The 15,553-nt window shown below is 73.2% G+C and carries 14 protein-coding genes; 10 read left to right on the top strand and 4 right to left on the bottom strand.

Annotated features, from left to right (window positions below; translation table 11 throughout):
* Window positions 1-63: 63 nt before the first annotated feature.
* The 4 genes from ACIGAN_RS25040 to ACIGAN_RS25025 all read left to right on the top strand — a co-directional run bounded on the left by ACIGAN_RS25040 (window position 64) and on the right by ACIGAN_RS25025 (window position 6,368).
* Complete coding sequence (locus ACIGAN_RS25040; RefSeq protein WP_365740948.1) at window positions 64-465, top strand: DUF779 domain-containing protein; 402 nt, start codon at window positions 64-66, stop codon at window positions 463-465.
* Between the two features lie 271 nt (window positions 466-736).
* Window positions 737-2,215: a cytochrome P450 gene (locus ACIGAN_RS25035; RefSeq protein WP_399860663.1), complete on the top strand. Its 1,479-nt coding sequence runs from the start codon at window positions 737-739 to the stop codon at window positions 2,213-2,215.
* Window positions 2,199-3,206, top strand: a complete 1,008-nt coding sequence (locus ACIGAN_RS25030) for a (-)-alpha-amorphene synthase (RefSeq protein ID WP_399860660.1) — start codon at window positions 2,199-2,201, stop codon at window positions 3,204-3,206. The genes ACIGAN_RS25035 and ACIGAN_RS25030 overlap by 17 nt, the downstream gene beginning before the upstream one ends.
* Before the next feature lie 255 nt (window positions 3,207-3,461).
* Window positions 3,462-6,368, top strand: a complete 2,907-nt coding sequence (locus tag ACIGAN_RS25025) for a helix-turn-helix transcriptional regulator (RefSeq protein WP_399860657.1) — start codon at window positions 3,462-3,464, stop codon at window positions 6,366-6,368.
* Between the two features lie 83 nt (window positions 6,369-6,451).
* Here the strand turns inward: ACIGAN_RS25025 and ACIGAN_RS25020 are convergent, their stop codons facing one another.
* Complete coding sequence (locus ACIGAN_RS25020) at window positions 6,452-7,933, bottom strand: MFS transporter (protein ID WP_365741021.1); 1,482 nt, start codon at window positions 7,931-7,933, stop codon at window positions 6,452-6,454.
* A 191-nt stretch (window positions 7,934-8,124) separates the two neighbouring features.
* Between ACIGAN_RS25020 and ACIGAN_RS25015 the strand changes: the two genes are divergently transcribed.
* Window positions 8,125-8,520, top strand: a complete 396-nt coding sequence (locus ACIGAN_RS25015; protein ID WP_399860655.1) for a response regulator transcription factor — start codon at window positions 8,125-8,127, stop codon at window positions 8,518-8,520.
* Window positions 8,521-8,546: 26 nt separating this feature from the next.
* Here ACIGAN_RS25015 and ACIGAN_RS25010 read toward each other — a convergent pair whose 3' ends face one another.
* Window positions 8,547-9,953, bottom strand: coding sequence for a cytochrome P450 (locus ACIGAN_RS25010; RefSeq protein ID WP_399860653.1), 1,407 nt, complete (start codon window positions 9,951-9,953; stop codon window positions 8,547-8,549).
* Between the two features lie 147 nt (window positions 9,954-10,100).
* Window positions 10,101-10,523, bottom strand: a complete 423-nt coding sequence (locus ACIGAN_RS25005) for a secondary thiamine-phosphate synthase enzyme YjbQ (protein ID WP_399860650.1) — start codon at window positions 10,521-10,523, stop codon at window positions 10,101-10,103.
* A 123-nt stretch (window positions 10,524-10,646) separates the two neighbouring features.
* On the opposite strand from ACIGAN_RS25005, the gene ACIGAN_RS25000 reads away from it, so the two are divergent.
* From ACIGAN_RS25000 to ACIGAN_RS24980, 5 genes are all read left to right on the top strand, one after another.
* A complete protein-coding gene (locus ACIGAN_RS25000; protein ID WP_313884353.1) occupies window positions 10,647-10,730 on the top strand; it encodes a putative leader peptide in 84 nt (27 codons plus the stop codon).
* A gap of 142 nt (window positions 10,731-10,872) precedes the next feature.
* Window positions 10,873-11,742, top strand: a complete 870-nt coding sequence (locus tag ACIGAN_RS24995) for an ABC transporter permease (RefSeq protein ID WP_399860648.1) — start codon at window positions 10,873-10,875, stop codon at window positions 11,740-11,742.
* Window positions 11,715-12,455 carry an ABC transporter ATP-binding protein gene (locus ACIGAN_RS24990; RefSeq protein ID WP_399860646.1) on the top strand — a complete coding sequence of 247 codons (741 nt, stop codon included), beginning with the start codon at window positions 11,715-11,717 and terminating at the stop codon, window positions 12,453-12,455. Before ACIGAN_RS24995 ends, ACIGAN_RS24990 begins: the two co-directional genes overlap by 28 nt.
* 70 nt (window positions 12,456-12,525) lie before the next feature.
* Window positions 12,526-13,554, top strand: a complete 1,029-nt coding sequence (locus ACIGAN_RS24985; RefSeq protein WP_399860643.1) for an ABC transporter substrate-binding protein — start codon at window positions 12,526-12,528, stop codon at window positions 13,552-13,554.
* Between the two features lie 57 nt (window positions 13,555-13,611).
* A complete protein-coding gene (locus ACIGAN_RS24980) occupies window positions 13,612-14,688 on the top strand; it encodes an NAD(P)-binding domain-containing protein (RefSeq protein WP_365740967.1) in 1,077 nt (358 codons plus the stop codon).
* Window positions 14,689-14,710: 22 nt separating this feature from the next.
* Here the strand turns inward: ACIGAN_RS24980 and mltG are convergent, their stop codons facing one another.
* Entirely contained in the window at window positions 14,711-15,553 is an 843-nt protein-coding gene (gene mltG, locus ACIGAN_RS24975) for an endolytic transglycosylase MltG (RefSeq protein WP_399860640.1), read from the bottom strand.

Raw genomic sequence — 15,553 nt, 5'->3', positions numbered from 1 at the left:
GTCCGTTCCGGCCCACGAGGGGGTACGTTGCTGTGGTTGCCGGTCCGGCCCGGGAGGGAACGCATGACCACGCGCACGACACGTGTCGAACTGACGCCCGCCGCCGAGGAGTTGCTGCGTCGGCTGACCGCCGCGCACGGCCCGGTGATGTTCCACCAGTCCGGCGGCTGCTGCGACGGCAGCGCCCCGATGTGCTACCCGCGCGGCGAGTTCCGGGTCGGCGCCTCGGACGTCCTGCTCGGGCACGTCGCCGGGGACGTCCCGTTCTGGATGAGCGCCGACCAGTACCGGTACTGGTCGCACACCCACCTCACCGTGGACGTCGTCCCCGGCCGGGGCAGCGGCTTCTCCCTGGAGGCCCCGGAGGGCGTCCGCTTCCTGCTCCGCTCCCGACTCCTCACGGACGAGGAACTGCACCGCACCGAGTCGGAACCCCCACTGCCGACCGGGGCGGACGAGGCGTAGACGCGCCGGGGCCCGGCGCTCGTGGGGGGCATGGGAAGGGCGGTGGAGAAGATAATTGCGTGGTCCGGCCGCAGCCCTTTTTTCGCCATTCATGAACTGCGGAACATGCCTCGGAAGTGATTCCCCCAGCGCTTCGGCGTGCACCCGTGCGCCCCCCTGGAGAATGGGTTCATCAAGTCGGCGACTGCTTCAACTGGGCAGGAATTGATGCACGTGCCATGCAGGTGTGACGGCACCTTATTTTCTCGCCGATCGAAGCAGGTGGTATTCGATGAACGGCTGCCTTCCGAATCCGGAACAGGCATGGACGGTTGGTACTGCTCCAGGCATATTCCCATCCATCGGCCACGGTATCGCCTTGTTCCGCCGGCCGCTGGAGTTTCTGAATTCTCTTCCCGCGCACGGGGATCTGGTCGAGATACACCTCGGCCCCCAGCGCGCGTGGATGGTGTGTCACCCGGAACTCGTTCACCGCATGCTCCGGGACACCCGGACGTTCGACAAGGGCGGCCCGCAGTACGAGCGGCTGCGGGCCCTGATGGGCGGCGGGGTCGTCACCTGCCCGCACAGCGAGCACCGCAGGCAGCGCCGGCTGCTGCAACCCACCTTCCGCCCGGCCGCCGTCGCCGGGCACACGGACCTGATGGCCGAGGAGACGGCGTCACTGTGCCGGGACTGGCGAGCCGGACAGCGGGTCGACGTCAGCGCGGCCATGCTGGGCCTGACGACACGGCTGATCAGCCGCGTCCTGCTGTCGGACGCGCTCGGCCCGGCCGCGGCGGACGAGGTGCGGCGCTGTCTCGCCGCCATCGTCCGCGGCCTGTTCGTCCGCACCGTCGTCCCCGTCGACGCCCTGTTCCGCATCCCCACTCCCGCCAACCGCCGTTACCGGCGCGCGGTGGAGCGGACCCACGAACTCATCGACGCCGCGATCGCGCAGCGCCGCCGGGCAGCCCCGCGCGACGATCTGCTGGGGCTCCTGCTCGCCGCGGCGGACCGGGACGGCGAGCAGGAGCCGGTCACCGACCAGGAGATCCACGACCAGGTGGTCTCCCTGCTGCTGACCGGTTCCGAGAGCCCTTCGATGTGCCTCGCCTCCACCTTCGGTCTGCTGGCGCACCACCCGGAGGTGGAGCGCCGGCTGCACGCGGAGGTGGACTCCGTCCTCGCCGGGCGGTTGCCGCGGGCCGGTGACCTGCCGCGCCTGGTCTACACCCGGGCCGTCCTCACCGAGACGCTGCGCCACTCCCCGCCCGGCTGGCTCTTCACCCGGGTCACGACCCGGGAGACGCGGTTCGCCGGGCAGCACCTGCCGCGCGGCACCACCGTCCTGTACAGCCCCTACCTGCTGCACCATGACGCGACGTCGTTCCCGGAGCCGGAGCGGTTCCTGCCCGAGCGCTGGCTGGAGGGCGAGGCGGCGGCCGGGCCGCACAGTGCTCTGATCCCCTTCTCCGCGGGCAGCCGCAAGTGCATCGGCGACCTGTTCTCCCTGGCCGAGATGACGGTGGCCCTCGCCACCCTCGCCGGGCGCTGGCGGCTGCGCCGTCCGCCGGGACCCGTCGCTCCCCCGCGCCCCGGGGCGACGCTGGGGCCGCGGTCCCTGACGATGATCTGCGAACCACGGGCGGACGCACCGGGCGGCACCCCGCCGCGAGCGGCCACCCTGGCACCCGGAGCCCCGGCCGTGGCCGCGGCGGCGGCGGGAGACACCCGGAGGGACGGTGACCAGGATGTGCACCACGCATGAGGACGTCTCGGCCGTCGCGCCGGGCGGCACACCGGCCGCCACCCTGGTGGAGCTGATCGACACCCAGCTGCACATGCCCTTCCCGTTCCGGCGCAGCCCGCACGAGTCCGAGGTCGCCGCCGACGTCGACCACTGGCTGCGCGCGACCGGTCTGGACGGCGAACCGGGCGTCACGGCGATGATCTCCCTCACCCGTCCCGCCGAACTCGCCTCCTACAACAGCCCGGACGCCGACGCGGGCATCCTCCGCCTCGTCGCCCGGCAGATCGCCTACCAGTTCGTCTACGACGACCGCGCGGAGGAGGTCGGACGGCACCGGCCCGGCGAGCTGCTGCCCATGCTGTGCGAGAGCATCGCGATCCTGCGCGACGGCGCGGCGCCGAGCACCCCGCTGGGAGGGGCCCTGGCGGACCTCCACCGGCAGGTGCGCGAGCGGTGCACCCCCGCCCAGGCCGCGCGCTGGGCGGACCGGAGCCGCGAGTACGTGCACGGACTGCTCTACGAAGCGGTGGCCCAGACGCACCCCTCACCGGTGCGGTCCGGGATCTGCACCTCGGTACGGTCCCTCACCGCGGGCGTCGAGCCGTTCCACCCGCTGTGCGAGGCGGCGCAGCCGGACGAGCTGACCGACCGGGAGCTGCACCACCCGCTGATGCGGCACCTGAGCCGGCTGTCGGCCGACGCGGCGGTGTGGATTCCCGACCTCTTCTCCGCCGTCAAGGAGCAACGGGCGGGTGAGCTGATCAACCTGGCCCTCGCCTACCAGCGGGCGCACCGCTGCCCCCTGCCGGTGGCCGTCACCCTGGCCGTCCGGCGGATCAACCGGACCATCAGGGAGTTCGAGAGGCTGTACGAGGAGATCGCACCGGAGTTGAGCCCTTCGGGCGTCGGCTACGTGGAAGGCATGGCCGGCTGGATCCGCGGGTGTTACTACTGGTCCCGCACCGTGCCGCGGTACGCCGACGCGGGGACGGCCGCGGCCCTGGAGTGAGGCCGGCCCCCGGCCCTGTCGGCGGGGCATCCCTCCGACAGGGCCGGATGGGTGTCTCCCGGCCCCGCCCGTTCGGCCCGATCAGCAGGCGCGCATTCGGACCACGTTACCCACGTGGTCCGTGCTCCACTCCGCCGTAGCGGGTCATTCACCCTTCTTCGTCGTGCTCGTTCCGGAATGTGGTCAGGTGCCCTGTCGGGAGGCGTACGCTCTGCGCTGCCTCCCGATGGCCGACGACAGGAAGCGGTACGGCACATGGCGAACGAGCTGCGGCAACCCCCGCCCGAGTCCCGGCCGTTGCTCGAACGCCGCCGGGAGCTGAGAGCCCTCGACTCGGCGCTGGCGGCTCTGCGGGACAGCGCCGACGGCGTGCCCCAGGCGCCGCGCGGCGGGCTGCTCGCCTTCACCGGACCGGCCGGGATGGGCAAGACCGCCCTGCTGACCGAGGCCCGGACCCGGGCCCGCGCCCAGGGCTTCACCGTGCTGTCGGGCCGGGGCGGTGAGAACGAGCAGGAGCTGGCGTTCCATGTGGTGCGCCAGCTGGTGCAGCCCGCGCTGGCGACCATGGACGAGACGGAGCTCCGTACCTTCCTCGGCAGCTGGTACGACATCGTCGCCGCCGCGCTCGGCCTGGTGGCGAGACCGGGCGGCCACGCTCCGGACCCGACCGGGGTGCGGGACGGCCTGGACTGGGTGATGACGCGGCTGGCGGTCAAGAAGGCCCCCGTGGTGCTCCTCCTGGACGACCTGCACTGGGCCGACGTGGAGTCGCTGACCTGGCTCTCCTCGTTCGCTCCCCGGGCCGTGGACCTGTCCCTGCTGATGGTCGTCGCCTACCGGCCCGACGAACTGCCCCCGCAGGCCGACTCGTTCGGCACCGCGGAGACGGGGCACCGTCCCTTCGCCCTGGCGCCGCTCAGCGCCACGGCCGTGGCGCGGATCGTCCGGGACGAAGTGGGCGAGCAGGCGGAGGACGGGTTCTGCGAGGAGTGCTGGGAGGTGACCGGAGGGAGCCCGTTCGAGGCCGTCGAACTCGCCATCAGGCTCGGCGAGCGGCGGGTGCGCGGCACCGGCGAGGACCTGCCCGTCATGCGCGACCTGGCCGCCGCCGTGACCGGGCCGGGGCTGATCGAGCGCCTCCACGGATTCGGCACCACGACCGTCCGGTTCGCCTACGCGGCCGCCGTGCTGGGCCAGGCGATCTCGCCGGAGCTGGCCGCCCGGATCGCGGCGATCGGCAGCACGGCCGCGGCCGAGGCCGCCGACCGGCTGCGCGCCGCCCGCATCCTGACCGACGGGGACGGGCCCGGGGACCGCCTGGAGTTCGTCCACCCGACCATCGCCACCACGATCTACCGGGCCATCGGGACGAGCCTGCGGGAGGGCATGCACAACTCGGCCGCCGAGGCCGTCCGCGCGGCCGGGCTCGGCCCCGCGGCGGCGGCCCGGCACCTGCTGGAGGTTCCCTGCGAGGGCAGTACCGAGGCCGTCGCCTGCCTGCGGCAGGCCGCGCGGGAGTATCTGCACTCCGGCGCGCCGGAGGCGGCCCGGCGGCTGCTCGACCGCGCGCTGCAGGAGCCGCCCCTCCCCGAGGAGCGCGCCGCCCTGCTGCACGAACTCGCCTGCGCCACCTTCCTCATCAAGCCCACCGCCACCGTCACGTATCTGCGGGAGGCGCTGACGGAGCGCGGCATCGATCCCGAGCTGCGCGCCTCGATGGTGTACCGGCTGACCCAGGCGCTGGCCCACACGGACCGGATGGCGCAGGCCGCGACGGTGGCCGCCGACGAGGCGCGGCGGGCGGCCGACCACCCGCGCATCCGGCTGCGGATGCAGGCCGACCACTTCGTCTGGAGCGCGTTCCGCACCGACGAGCAGGACTCGGCCGGCCGTTCGCGCAGACTCGCCCGGCTGGCCGACCGGCTCACCGGCCGCCGGCTGGAGGAGCGCTACATCCTCGGGCTGCGCGCCTGGGACGCCATCGTGTGCGGCGAGCCCCGGCAGAAGGCCCTGGCGTACGCCGAGAAGGCCCTGGACGGCGGGCTGAGCTGGACCCACGAGAACCGCGGTTTCGAGGTGCCGGTCTCGGTCGCCCTGGTGTTCATGTACTGCGACCAGCCGCGCCGGTCCGAGGAGCTGTTCGCCAGGGGCATGGCCGAGTGCGAGTCGAAGGGCTGGCGCGGCTCCCACCTGGCCCTGGGCCAGACCCTGTCCGCCTACATCCGCTACCGGCGGGGCAGCCTGGCCGAGGCCGAGAACCTGGTCCGGGAAGGGCTGGACATCGCCGACCGGGTCGAGGGGGCCGTGCCCGCCCAGTGGTTCGCCGTCGGCATCCTCATCCAGACCCTGCTGGCCCGCGGCCGGGTGGCGGCGGCGCGCCGGCTCGCCGACGAGTACCGCTACGGGGACGTCATCCCGAACGCCGTCATCTACCCCGACCCGCGCACCGTCTACGCCGAGCTGCTCCTGGCGGAGGACCGGCCGGACGAGGCGGCCGCCCTGCTGTCCGCCGTCGGCGAGTGGCTGGAGGGCCGGGACTGGCGCAACCCCGCCTGGTGCCCCTGGCAGCTGGGCCTGGCGAAGGCCCTGTCCCGGCGTGCTCCCGACCGGGCCGTGCACCACGCGCGGGACGCCGTGAAGCGGGCCCGGGACTTCGGCGCGGCCTCGGCGATCGGCCAGGCGCTGCACGCCCAGGCGGAGGTGACGGGCGGTGAGGCGGCGCTCGACCTGTACGCGCAGGCCGTCGACCATCTGCAGCGCTCCCCGGCCGCGTACGAGCTGGCCCGTGCCCTGGTCGGGCACGGCGCCGCGCTGGCCCGCAACGGCCGTCTGCACGACGCCGCCGACCGGCTCTACCAGGGACTGGAGGGCGCGGTGCACTGCGGCGCCGAAGGGCTCGCCGCCCGGGCCAGGCGGGAGCTCTCCGCCGCCGGGCTGCGCCCGCTCCCCCTGCGCTACGCCCACACGGACATGCTCACGGCGCAGGAACGCCGGGCGGCCGAGCTGACGGCCCGGGGCCACCCGGTCTCCGTGGTCGCGAAGGAGCTGCGGATCACGGAGCAGGGCGTACGCCGGCATCTGTCGTCGGTCTTCCGCAAGCTCGGCACGGACGCGACGGGGCTGGCCGACGCCCTGACCGCCTGCCCCCGGACGGGCCGCTGACGTGCCCCGGCCCCGCCGCCGAGCGCGACCGCGCGGTGGGCCGGGGCCCGGTGCCCCGGCTGCTCCGGGAAGCCGCGCGTGCCTCACATCGGGCCGGGGCCCGTCCCGCCCTTGAGGCGTTCCAGGTCGGAGGGGCGGACCTGGATGACGAGCAGGGCGATCACCGCGGCGACGGCGGTGAAGATCGCCGCCGTGATGAAGGCGGCCGAGACACCGGCGGTGAGGATCTCGTCCGACCAGGGTTTGGGCAGCTGGCCGGTGCGTTCGAAGCGCAGGCGTTCGGCCGGGGTGGCCTGGCGGAGGAAGTCGGGGACCTGCTTGTCGGCCTCGTTGGTGCTGGCCGTGCCGTACATCGTCACCAGGATGGACAGGCCGAGGGAACCGCCGACCTGCTGGGTGGCGTTGAGCAGGCCGGAGGCCGCGCCGGTCTCCGGGGTGGGCACGTCGGAGAGCGCCATGAGGGTCAGGGACACGAATTCCATGCCCATGCCGAGGCTGAAGACGAGCATCGGGCCGAGGACACTTCCGGCGTAGGTGGAGTGCACGTCGGTCAGGGTGAGCCAGGCCAGTCCCGCCGCCGCCAGGATCGCGCCGAGCACCATGAAGGGCTTGGGTCCGTACACGGGCAGGAACCGCGAGGCCAGTCCGGCGCCGACGGCGATGACCGCGCTGACCGGAAGGAAGGCCAGACCGGCCGCCAGGGGGCTGAAACCCAGCACGTTCTGCACGAAGAGCGTGAGGAAGAAGAACATCCCGAAGATCGCGGCGGCGAGGCACAGCATGATGCCGTAGGTGCCCGCGCGGTTGCGGTCGGCGAACATGTGCAGGGGGGTGATGGGCTGTCTGGAACGCCGCTCGATCAGGATGAACGCCACGAGCAGCACGACCGCCCCGGCGAACGAGGCCAGGGTGAGCGCGTCGCGCCAGCCGTCCTGCGCGGCGCGGATGAACCCGTAGACCAGCAGCACCATGCCCGCGGTGGAGGTGAGTGCGCCGGTGATGTCGAAGCGTCCGGGGTGGCGTTCGGACTCCTTGATCCACTTGGGTGTGGCGAGCACGATGAGCAGGCCGATGGGCACGTTGACGAACAGCACCCACCGCCAGTTCAGCCACTCCACCAGCATTCCGCCGGCGAGCAGGCCGATGGCCCCGCCGCCCGCCGAGACCGCGGCGAACACCCCGAAGGCCCGGTTGCGTTCCGGCCCCTCGCGGAATGTGGTGCTGATCAGGGCCAGGGACGTCGGGGAGGCGATGGCTCCGCCGACGCCCTGCAGGGCGCGGGCGCCGAGGAGTTGGCCGGAGTTCTGGGCGAACCCGCCGAGCAGGGAGGCCAGTACGAAGAGCAGCACGCCGAAGACGAACACGCGCCGCCGGCCCAGGATGTCGCCGGCCCGGCCGCCGAGCAGCAGCAGTCCGCCGAAGGTGAGCGTGTAGGCGTTGACCACCCACGACAGGCTCGTGGTGGAGAAGTCCAGCGAGCTCTGGATGTGCGGGAGCGCGATGTTCACGATGGTGATGTCGAGGACCACCATCAACTGGCAGGACGCGATGACGAACAGCGCCATCGCGTTGCCGCCGCCACCGGGTTCCCTGGTGGCGGTCGTCCGAGGTGCGGCCGGCTGCGGGCTGCTGCCTGCGGTGTCCACCGTTCGACGGTACGCCCGCCTCCCGGACCTCACCACTCGTGCCGTGCGGCACTCCCGTCGCGCCGGCGACCCGGAGGGCGGTCGCCCGGGCGGGCGGCGATGATCCGGTCGTGATCCGCGTTCTGCTCGTCCAGCACGCCCGTCTCGTGCGGGGAGCGTTCGCCGCACTGCTGTCCCGCGAGGACGACACCGAGGTCGTCGCCGAGGCCGACGGGGACGGTGACGTGGTGGCGCGCGCCCTGGCGTGCCGGCCCGACGTGGCCGTGATCGACGTGGCCGTGATCGACGTGGACTCCCGGGCGGGCGAGGAGATCGCCGTCCGGGGTGAGCTGCGGGAACGGCTGCCGGAGTGCCGGCTGCTGCCGGTGATGGCCGCCATGACGCCCGAGCGGCTGTGCCTGTCCGCGGCCACGGTGCGCAACCACCTGTCGGCGATCACCCGCACGACCGGCGGACGCACCCGCATCGACGCGATCAGGATCGCCACCGAGTCCGGCTGGGTCTGAGCCCTGCCGGGCCCGGACGCTGCCGGTCAGCGCCCTCCGCGGATCAGGCCCGTGAGATAGCGCCACAGCGAGGAGCGCTGCCGGGCGGACGGGTCGGGCAGGACCTCCTGGGCCACCTCGGGGGCGGGGTCGTCCACCGTCCCCGTCCGTGGCGCGGGCGTCGCGGCGAGCTCGTAGCGCACCGGCAGTGAGCGCAGGCCGCGCATGAACGGGGAGGAGCGCCAGGGCAGTTGGTCGGCGGGCAGGGCCAGGTCGAGGTGGTCGAACCGCTCGAAGACGCGCCCCGCCCCCACCGCCGCGACCGTGGAGGCCAGTTCGCGGGCCGGGCACTGGCGGGGGCCCGCCCCCCAGGACAGGTGTGCCCGGGTGCTGATGGTGGTGCCGGAGGCGACGTGGTCGGCGAAGAGCGGATCGGCGTGCGCCGCGGCCGAGGAGACCCACACCGGGTCGCCGGCCCGGATCGTGTAGTCGCCGAGCGGGGTGTCCCGGGCCGCGAAGCGCGGGACGAAGTTGACCAGCGGCGGCTTGCGCATGACGACCCGGTTCATGGTCTCCCTGACCATGCCGGCGGACAGGCTGGCGCGCACGCTGCTCTCGCCCGAGATGACCTCCACGACGGTGTTGGAGATGAGGATGCCGACATGGTCGGAGGTCATGCCGAGCAGCATGAACAGTTCGCGGGCCAGATGGTCGAGCGACAGGTCCGGGTGGGCGGCCAGCAGGTAGGAGGGGAAGTCGTCGCCGGGCTTTTTGAGCTTCAGCGCGGCCAGTTCGGCCAGGGTCGCCAGCAGTCGTTCCAGCGCGGCCTCGGCGTCCGGGCCGGCGTCGAGCACGCGCCACATGTCCATCAGCGCGTCGTCGCCCTGGGAGCCGGGGAAGCCGAGCAGGTGGCTCGCCACCATCAGCGGCAGCGGCCGGGAGAACTGCGCGGACAGGTCGGCCACGCCGGCCTTCCCGCCCTGCCCGATCAGGGTGATCAGCTCGTCGGCGTAGGCGGTGACGGCGGACTTCAGGCGCTTGGCCTGCGGGTGGCGCGGGTCCTGGAAGGGCTTGAGGGCGACGTCCCACGCGGTGCGCAGCGGCGGGTAGCCGGGGCCGCCCTGGATCAGGATGTGGTTGACCTCCAGGGACGGGCCGAGCGGCCAGTCGGAGGGCACCCGGCCCTCGGAACGGGCCCGCCAGTTCTCCAGCCCTTTGGGCCAGGCGTCGTCGTCCTGGAGCACCTGGAGCGCCTCGCGGTAGCCGAGGACGAGCCAGGCGGGCACGCCCAGCAGGTCGACGGGGGCGACCGGGCCGTGCTGCCGGCGCAGCCGCTCGTACACGAGCGCGGGACGCGTCTCGTAGTCCCGGGTCAGCAGCGGTTCGGGACTCAGTGACTCCAGCCGCGTGTCGTCCAGGTCCACGGATCCGCCGTCATCCCACTGGGAGTCCATCGTCTTGCCACCCTCCGACACGCCCTGTACCGGCACACCATCAGTCGGTAGCCGGAAACGGTGGGGACCCTACCCCAGGGGTTCCGCGCGGGCAGCGACGGGGGGTGGCCGACGGACGGGGCGGGGTGCGAAGTCTCCCGTGCCCGCTCACCCCAGGAAGCTCAGCCGCACCGTGCGATCGGGGTTGTCCCGGTTGGTGTCGACCAGGCACACCGACTGCCAGGTCCCGAGCTCCAGCCGCCCGTCGATGACCGGCAGGGTCGCGTGCGGCGGGACGAGGGCGGGCAGGACGTGGTCGCGGCCGTGGCCGGGGCTGCCGTGCCGGTGCTGCCAGCGGTCGTCGGCCGGCAGCAGCGTGTGCAGCGCGGCCAGGAGGTCGTCGTCGCTGCCGGCGCCGGTCTCCAGCACGGCGATGCCGGCCGTCGCGTGCGGGACGAAGACGTTGAGCAGGCCGTCGCGCCCGGCGGCCGCCTCGCGCAGGAAGGACTCGCAGTCGCCGGTGATGTCGACGACCCTCTCCGCGGAACCGGTGGTGACGTGCAGAACTCGGGTGGTGAAGGCATCTGACATGCCCTCCATCCTGACGCACCCGGCGGGGTTCACCCGGATCCGGCCGATCGTGTTGCGGGACCGAGGTCCACTGGCCGAGACGCCCGTTGACCGTGCGCATGCCATCTGACTAGGTTCTGCGGCATGTTGCGTTCAGCCCTGCTCACCACGCGCGGTCACATCGACCTGCTGCGGGTGGCCTCCGCCGCGTGTCGCCGCGGCCGCTGACGCCTTTCCTCCCCCTTCACCTTCCTTTCCCCGCCGTCGTCGCGCCTGCCCGCCGGCCGGTACCGCTCCCGGTCGGCTCGGCGTGACGCGCGGCTGAGGCGTGCCCTCACCCGGGCCCCGCTCTCCTCCCCGTGGAGCCTTCATGAGCATCAGCCATGCCCCGCCCACCCCTTCGAAACCCGACGGGCCGCCGGTCGAGGGGGCCGGTCCCGACCTTCAGCCCCTGGTCCCCGCTTCCTCCCGCCGCGCCCGTGTCCCCCGCTGGCTGCGCCGCACCAGCGGTCCGGTCCTGCTGCTGGCGCTCTGGCAACTCCTCAGCAGCACCGGCGTACTGCCCTCGGACGTGCTCGCCTCGCCCGGCCGCATCGCGCAGGTCGCCGGCGACCTGGTGGCGGACGGTTCGCTGCCCGCGGCCATGGGCACCTCGCTGCGGCGGGTCGCCGCCGGACTGCTGCTGGGCCTGGTCGTGGGGACCGGACTCGCCCTGGTCTCCGGCCTGTTCCGGATCGGCGAGGATCTCGTGGACGCGCCGGTGCAGATGCTGCGGACCGTGCCGTTCGTGGGGCTGATCCCGCTGTTCATCATCTGGTTCGGCATCGGCGAGGCCCCCAAGGTCGCCATCATCACACTCGGCGTGACCTTCCCGCTTTACCTCAACGTCTACGCCGGGATCCGCGGCGTGGACGCCCAGTTGATCGAGGCCGGGGAGTCGCTGGGGCTCTCGCGCCGGGGGCTCGTGCGGCACGTGGTGCTGCCGGGCGCCCTGCCCGGCGCGATGACCGGCCTGCGCTACTCGCTCGGCATCGCCTGGCTCGCGCTGGTCTTCGCCGAGCAGGTCAACGCCGACTCCGGCATCGGGTTCCTCATGGTGCAGGCACGGGACTTCCTGCGGACCGACGTGATCGTGGTCTGCCTGGTCGTCTACGCCTTCCTCGGCCTGCTGGCCGACTTCATCGTCCGCTCCCTCGAAAGGCTGCTGCTGCAATGGCGACCGACGTTCACCGGCCGGTGATCCCGCAGGCCGTCCACGTCCAGGGGCTCACCCGCTCCTTCGACGGGCGCGCCGTCATCGACGACCTGCGGCTGGACGTCCGGCCGGGCGAGTTCGTGGCCCTGCTCGGCCGCAGCGGCTGCGGCAAGTCGACCCTGCTGCGCATCCTCGCCGGACTCGACCGCGAGATCGAGGGCACCGTGCTGGTGCCGCGCCGCAAGGCCGTCGCCTTCCAGTCGCCGCGGCTGATGCCGTGGAAGAAGGTGTGGCGCAACGTCCTGCTCGGGCTGCCCGGCAAGCCCGAGCGCGCCGTCGCCGAGCAGGCCCTGGACGAGGTCGGCCTCGGGCACCGTTCGGACGCCTGGCCCAAGACCCTGTCCGGCGGCGAGGCCCAACGCGCTTCTCTGGCACGGGCGTTGGTGCGCGAGCCCGATCTGCTGCTGCTCGACGAGCCGTTCGGCGCGCTCGACGCGCTCACCCGCATCAAGGCCCAGCGGCTGGTGGGCGAGTTGTGGCAGCGCCGGGGCTGCGCGGTGCTGCTCGTCACCCATGACGTCGAGGAGGCCGTGCTGCTCGCCGACCGGGTCCTGGTGATGGACGGCGGTGTCATCGCGCACGAGCAGCGCATCGATCTCGACCGGCCCCGCGACATCACCGACCCGCGCTTCGCCGCGCTGCGCGCCGGTCTGCTCGAACGGCTCGGTGTCGAGGCGACGGCCGCCGACGCCGCCTGACCCTCCCCGGGAACGACCGCAGAACCCGCCCGTACGCCCCCGCCGTACGGCCCATACGAACGGAACCGCCATGCGACGACGTCTCACCCCCGCCGCCCTGCTCCTGCCCCTGGCCCTGCTGCTCACCGCCTGCGGCGGGAACTCGTCCGCCGGCACCTCGGGCGGTGGCACCGACGGCCGGGGCCCGGTCACGATCAGCGTCGGTGACCAGAAGGGCGGCTCGGAGGCCATCCTGCGGGCCGCCGGGGAGCTGGAGGACCTCGACTACCGGATCAAGTGGTCGACGTTCACCTCCGGCCCGCCCCTGCTGGAGGCCGTCAACGCGGGGGCCGTCGACATCGGCGGCGTGGGCAACACCCCGCCGGTCTTCGCGGCCGGGGCGGGCTCGAAGATCAAGGTGGTGGCGGCCTGGCACGGCACCTCCAAGGGCGACACCATCCTCGTCCCGGACGACTCGCCGCTGAAGCGCCCCGAGCAGCTCGAGGGCCGCTCGGTCGCCGTCGCGCAGGGCTCCTCCGCGCACTTCCAGCTGGTCGCGTCCCTGAAGAAGGCCGGGCTGAAGCTGAGCGACGTCCGGGTCAAGTACCTCCAGCCGGCCGACGCGCTCGCCGCGTTCACCGCCGGCAAGGTCGACGCGTGGGCGGTGTGGGACCCGTACACCTCGCAGATCCTCCGGGGCGGGCAGGGCCGGGTGCTGACCGACGGCGACGGGGTGACCAACGGGCACACCTTCCAGGTCGCCGCGCCGGCTGCCCTGAAGGACGGGAAGAAGGCGGCCGCCGTCGAGGACTACCTGGAGCGGCTGCGCCGCGCCTACACCTGGGTCCGCGACCACGAGGAGGAGTGGGCGAAGGTCTGGGCGAAGGAGACCGGGCTCCCCGAGGACGTGGCCCTGGCGGCGGTGAAGCGGACGTACACGACGCGGATCGCGGTGGCGGTCGACGAGCCGCTGATCGCCTCCGAGCAGGAGATCGCCGACACCTTCACGGCGCTGAAGCTCATCCCGCGCAAGGTCGACTTCGCCGAGTTCACCGACACCCGGTTCAACGGCGACCTGCCGCCGTCGACGTCGGCGGCCCTGCCCTCCGAGACCTCGTAGCGCGGGAAGATCCCGGCCTCCGGCGCGGTTGGCACAGGCGTGGACGTCGGTGGAAGCGTGAAGGACACACGCGAGGTCGAAGTGGTCGTCGTAGGCGCGGGTCAGGCGGGTCTGGCCGGCGCCTATCACCTGCGGCGCTCCGGTTTCGAGCCGGAGCGCGACTTCGTCGTGCTGGACCACTCCCCCGGGCCCGGCGGCGCCTGGCAGTTCCGCTGGCCGTCGCTGACGTACGGCAGGGTGCACGGGATGCACGCGCTGCCGGGGATGGAGCTGACGGACGCGGACCCGGCGCGCCCGTCGGCCGAGGTGATCAGCGCCTACTTCGACCGGTACGAGCGCGCCTTCGACCTGCGGGTGCGGCGGCCGGTCGACGTACGGGCGGTGCGCGAGGGCACCGGCGGGCGGCTGCTGGTGGAGACCTCGGACGGGGTGTGGTCGGCGCGGGCGCTGATCAACGCCACCGGCACCTGGGACCGGCCGTTCTGGCCGCGCTACCCGGGCCAGGAGACCTTCACCGGGCGGCAGCTGCACACCGCGCAGTACCCCGGCCCGCAGGAGTTCGCCGGGCGGCGGGTCGTCGTGGTGGGCGGTGGCGCCTCGGGCACGCAGCACCTGCTGGAGATCGCCCCGTACGCGGCGGCCACCACGTGGGTGACGCGGCGCCCGCCGGTCTTCCGCGAGGGGCCGTTCGACGAGAACGCGGGCCGGGCGGCCGTCGCGCTCGTCGAGGAGCGGGTACGGCAGGGGCTGCCGCCGCGCAGCGTGGTCTCGGTGACGGGACTGCCGCTGAACGACGCGATCCGGCAGGGCCTGGCGGACGGGGTGCTGGACCGGCAGCCGATGTTCGACCGGATCACCCCGGACGGGGTGGCGTGGGACGACGGGCGGCACGTCGGCGCCGACGTCATCCTGTGGGCCACCGGCTTCCGCCCGGCCCTGGACCACCTGGCTCCGCTGCGGCTGCGCGGCCCCGGCGGCGGCATCCGCATGGAGGGCACGCACGCGGCCGCCGACCCGCGCGTCCACCTCGTCGGCTACGGCCCCTCGGCCAGCACGATCGGCGCGAACCGCGCGGGCCGGGCCGCGGTGCGCGACATCAGGCGGCTGCTGGAACGGGCACCGGCCGCGGCGTAGAGCGCGCCCGCGGCAGTCTTCCTCAGGGGCGCGCCTCGGCGCTCTTGGCCCGCTGGGCGTTGAACTCCGCGACGTTGCGCGTGTGTTCGCGGTAGTCGGCGGTGAAGCGGGTGTCGCCCGGGCGGACGGTGACGAAGTAGAGCCAGTCGCCCGGGGGCGGGTTGACGGCGGCGCGCACGGCGTCCTCGCCGGGGTTGTCGATGGGGGTGGGCGGCAGGCCCATGCGCTGGTACGAGTTGTAGGGGCTGTCGATGCGGGTGTCGCTCGCGGTGGTGCGCAGGGTGGAGCGGTTCAGGGCGTAGTTGAGGGTGGAGTCCATCTGCAGCGGCATGCCGCGCTCCAGGCGGTTGAAGATCACCCGGGCGACCTTGCCCATGTCGGCGCGGGTGGCGGCCTCCGCCTGGACGATGCTGGCGATGGTGACGGCCTGGTAGACGTTCATGGCGTTGCGCTGCGCGCCGGCGGCGATGGGAGCGCCGTTGAACTTCTGGTTGGCGGTGTCGACCATCAACTGCAGGAGCTTTTCCGGCTTCGCCCGGTCCGGGAGCGGATAGGTCGCCGGGAAGAGGTACCCTTCCGGGTTGCCGTCGGCGTCGTGCGGCAGCTTCAGCCGGGCCTTCGCGAGGGACTTCTTCGTGCTTCCGGCGGGCAGGGCGAGGGCCTTGTCGACGGCGGCGTAGACCTGGGCGGCGCGCCAGCCCTCGGGGATCACCAGGGTGGTGGGGCGGGTCTCCTCCTCGGGCGCCAGGGTCAGCAGCGGCACCGCCACGGCGGTACCGACCACGACGGCCCCGGTCACGACGAGGGCGATACGGCCCCGGCGCGTCAGTCGAATCGTGCTCCGTGGCGGAGTGTTCTTCTGCAT

This window comes from Streptomyces sp. NPDC085931, assembly GCF_044540565.1.
Lineage (GTDB): Bacteria > Actinomycetota > Actinomycetes > Streptomycetales > Streptomycetaceae > Streptomyces.
The sequence above is the reverse complement of the archived record's forward strand: the minus strand, read 5'-3'. Positions and strand labels throughout refer to the sequence as shown.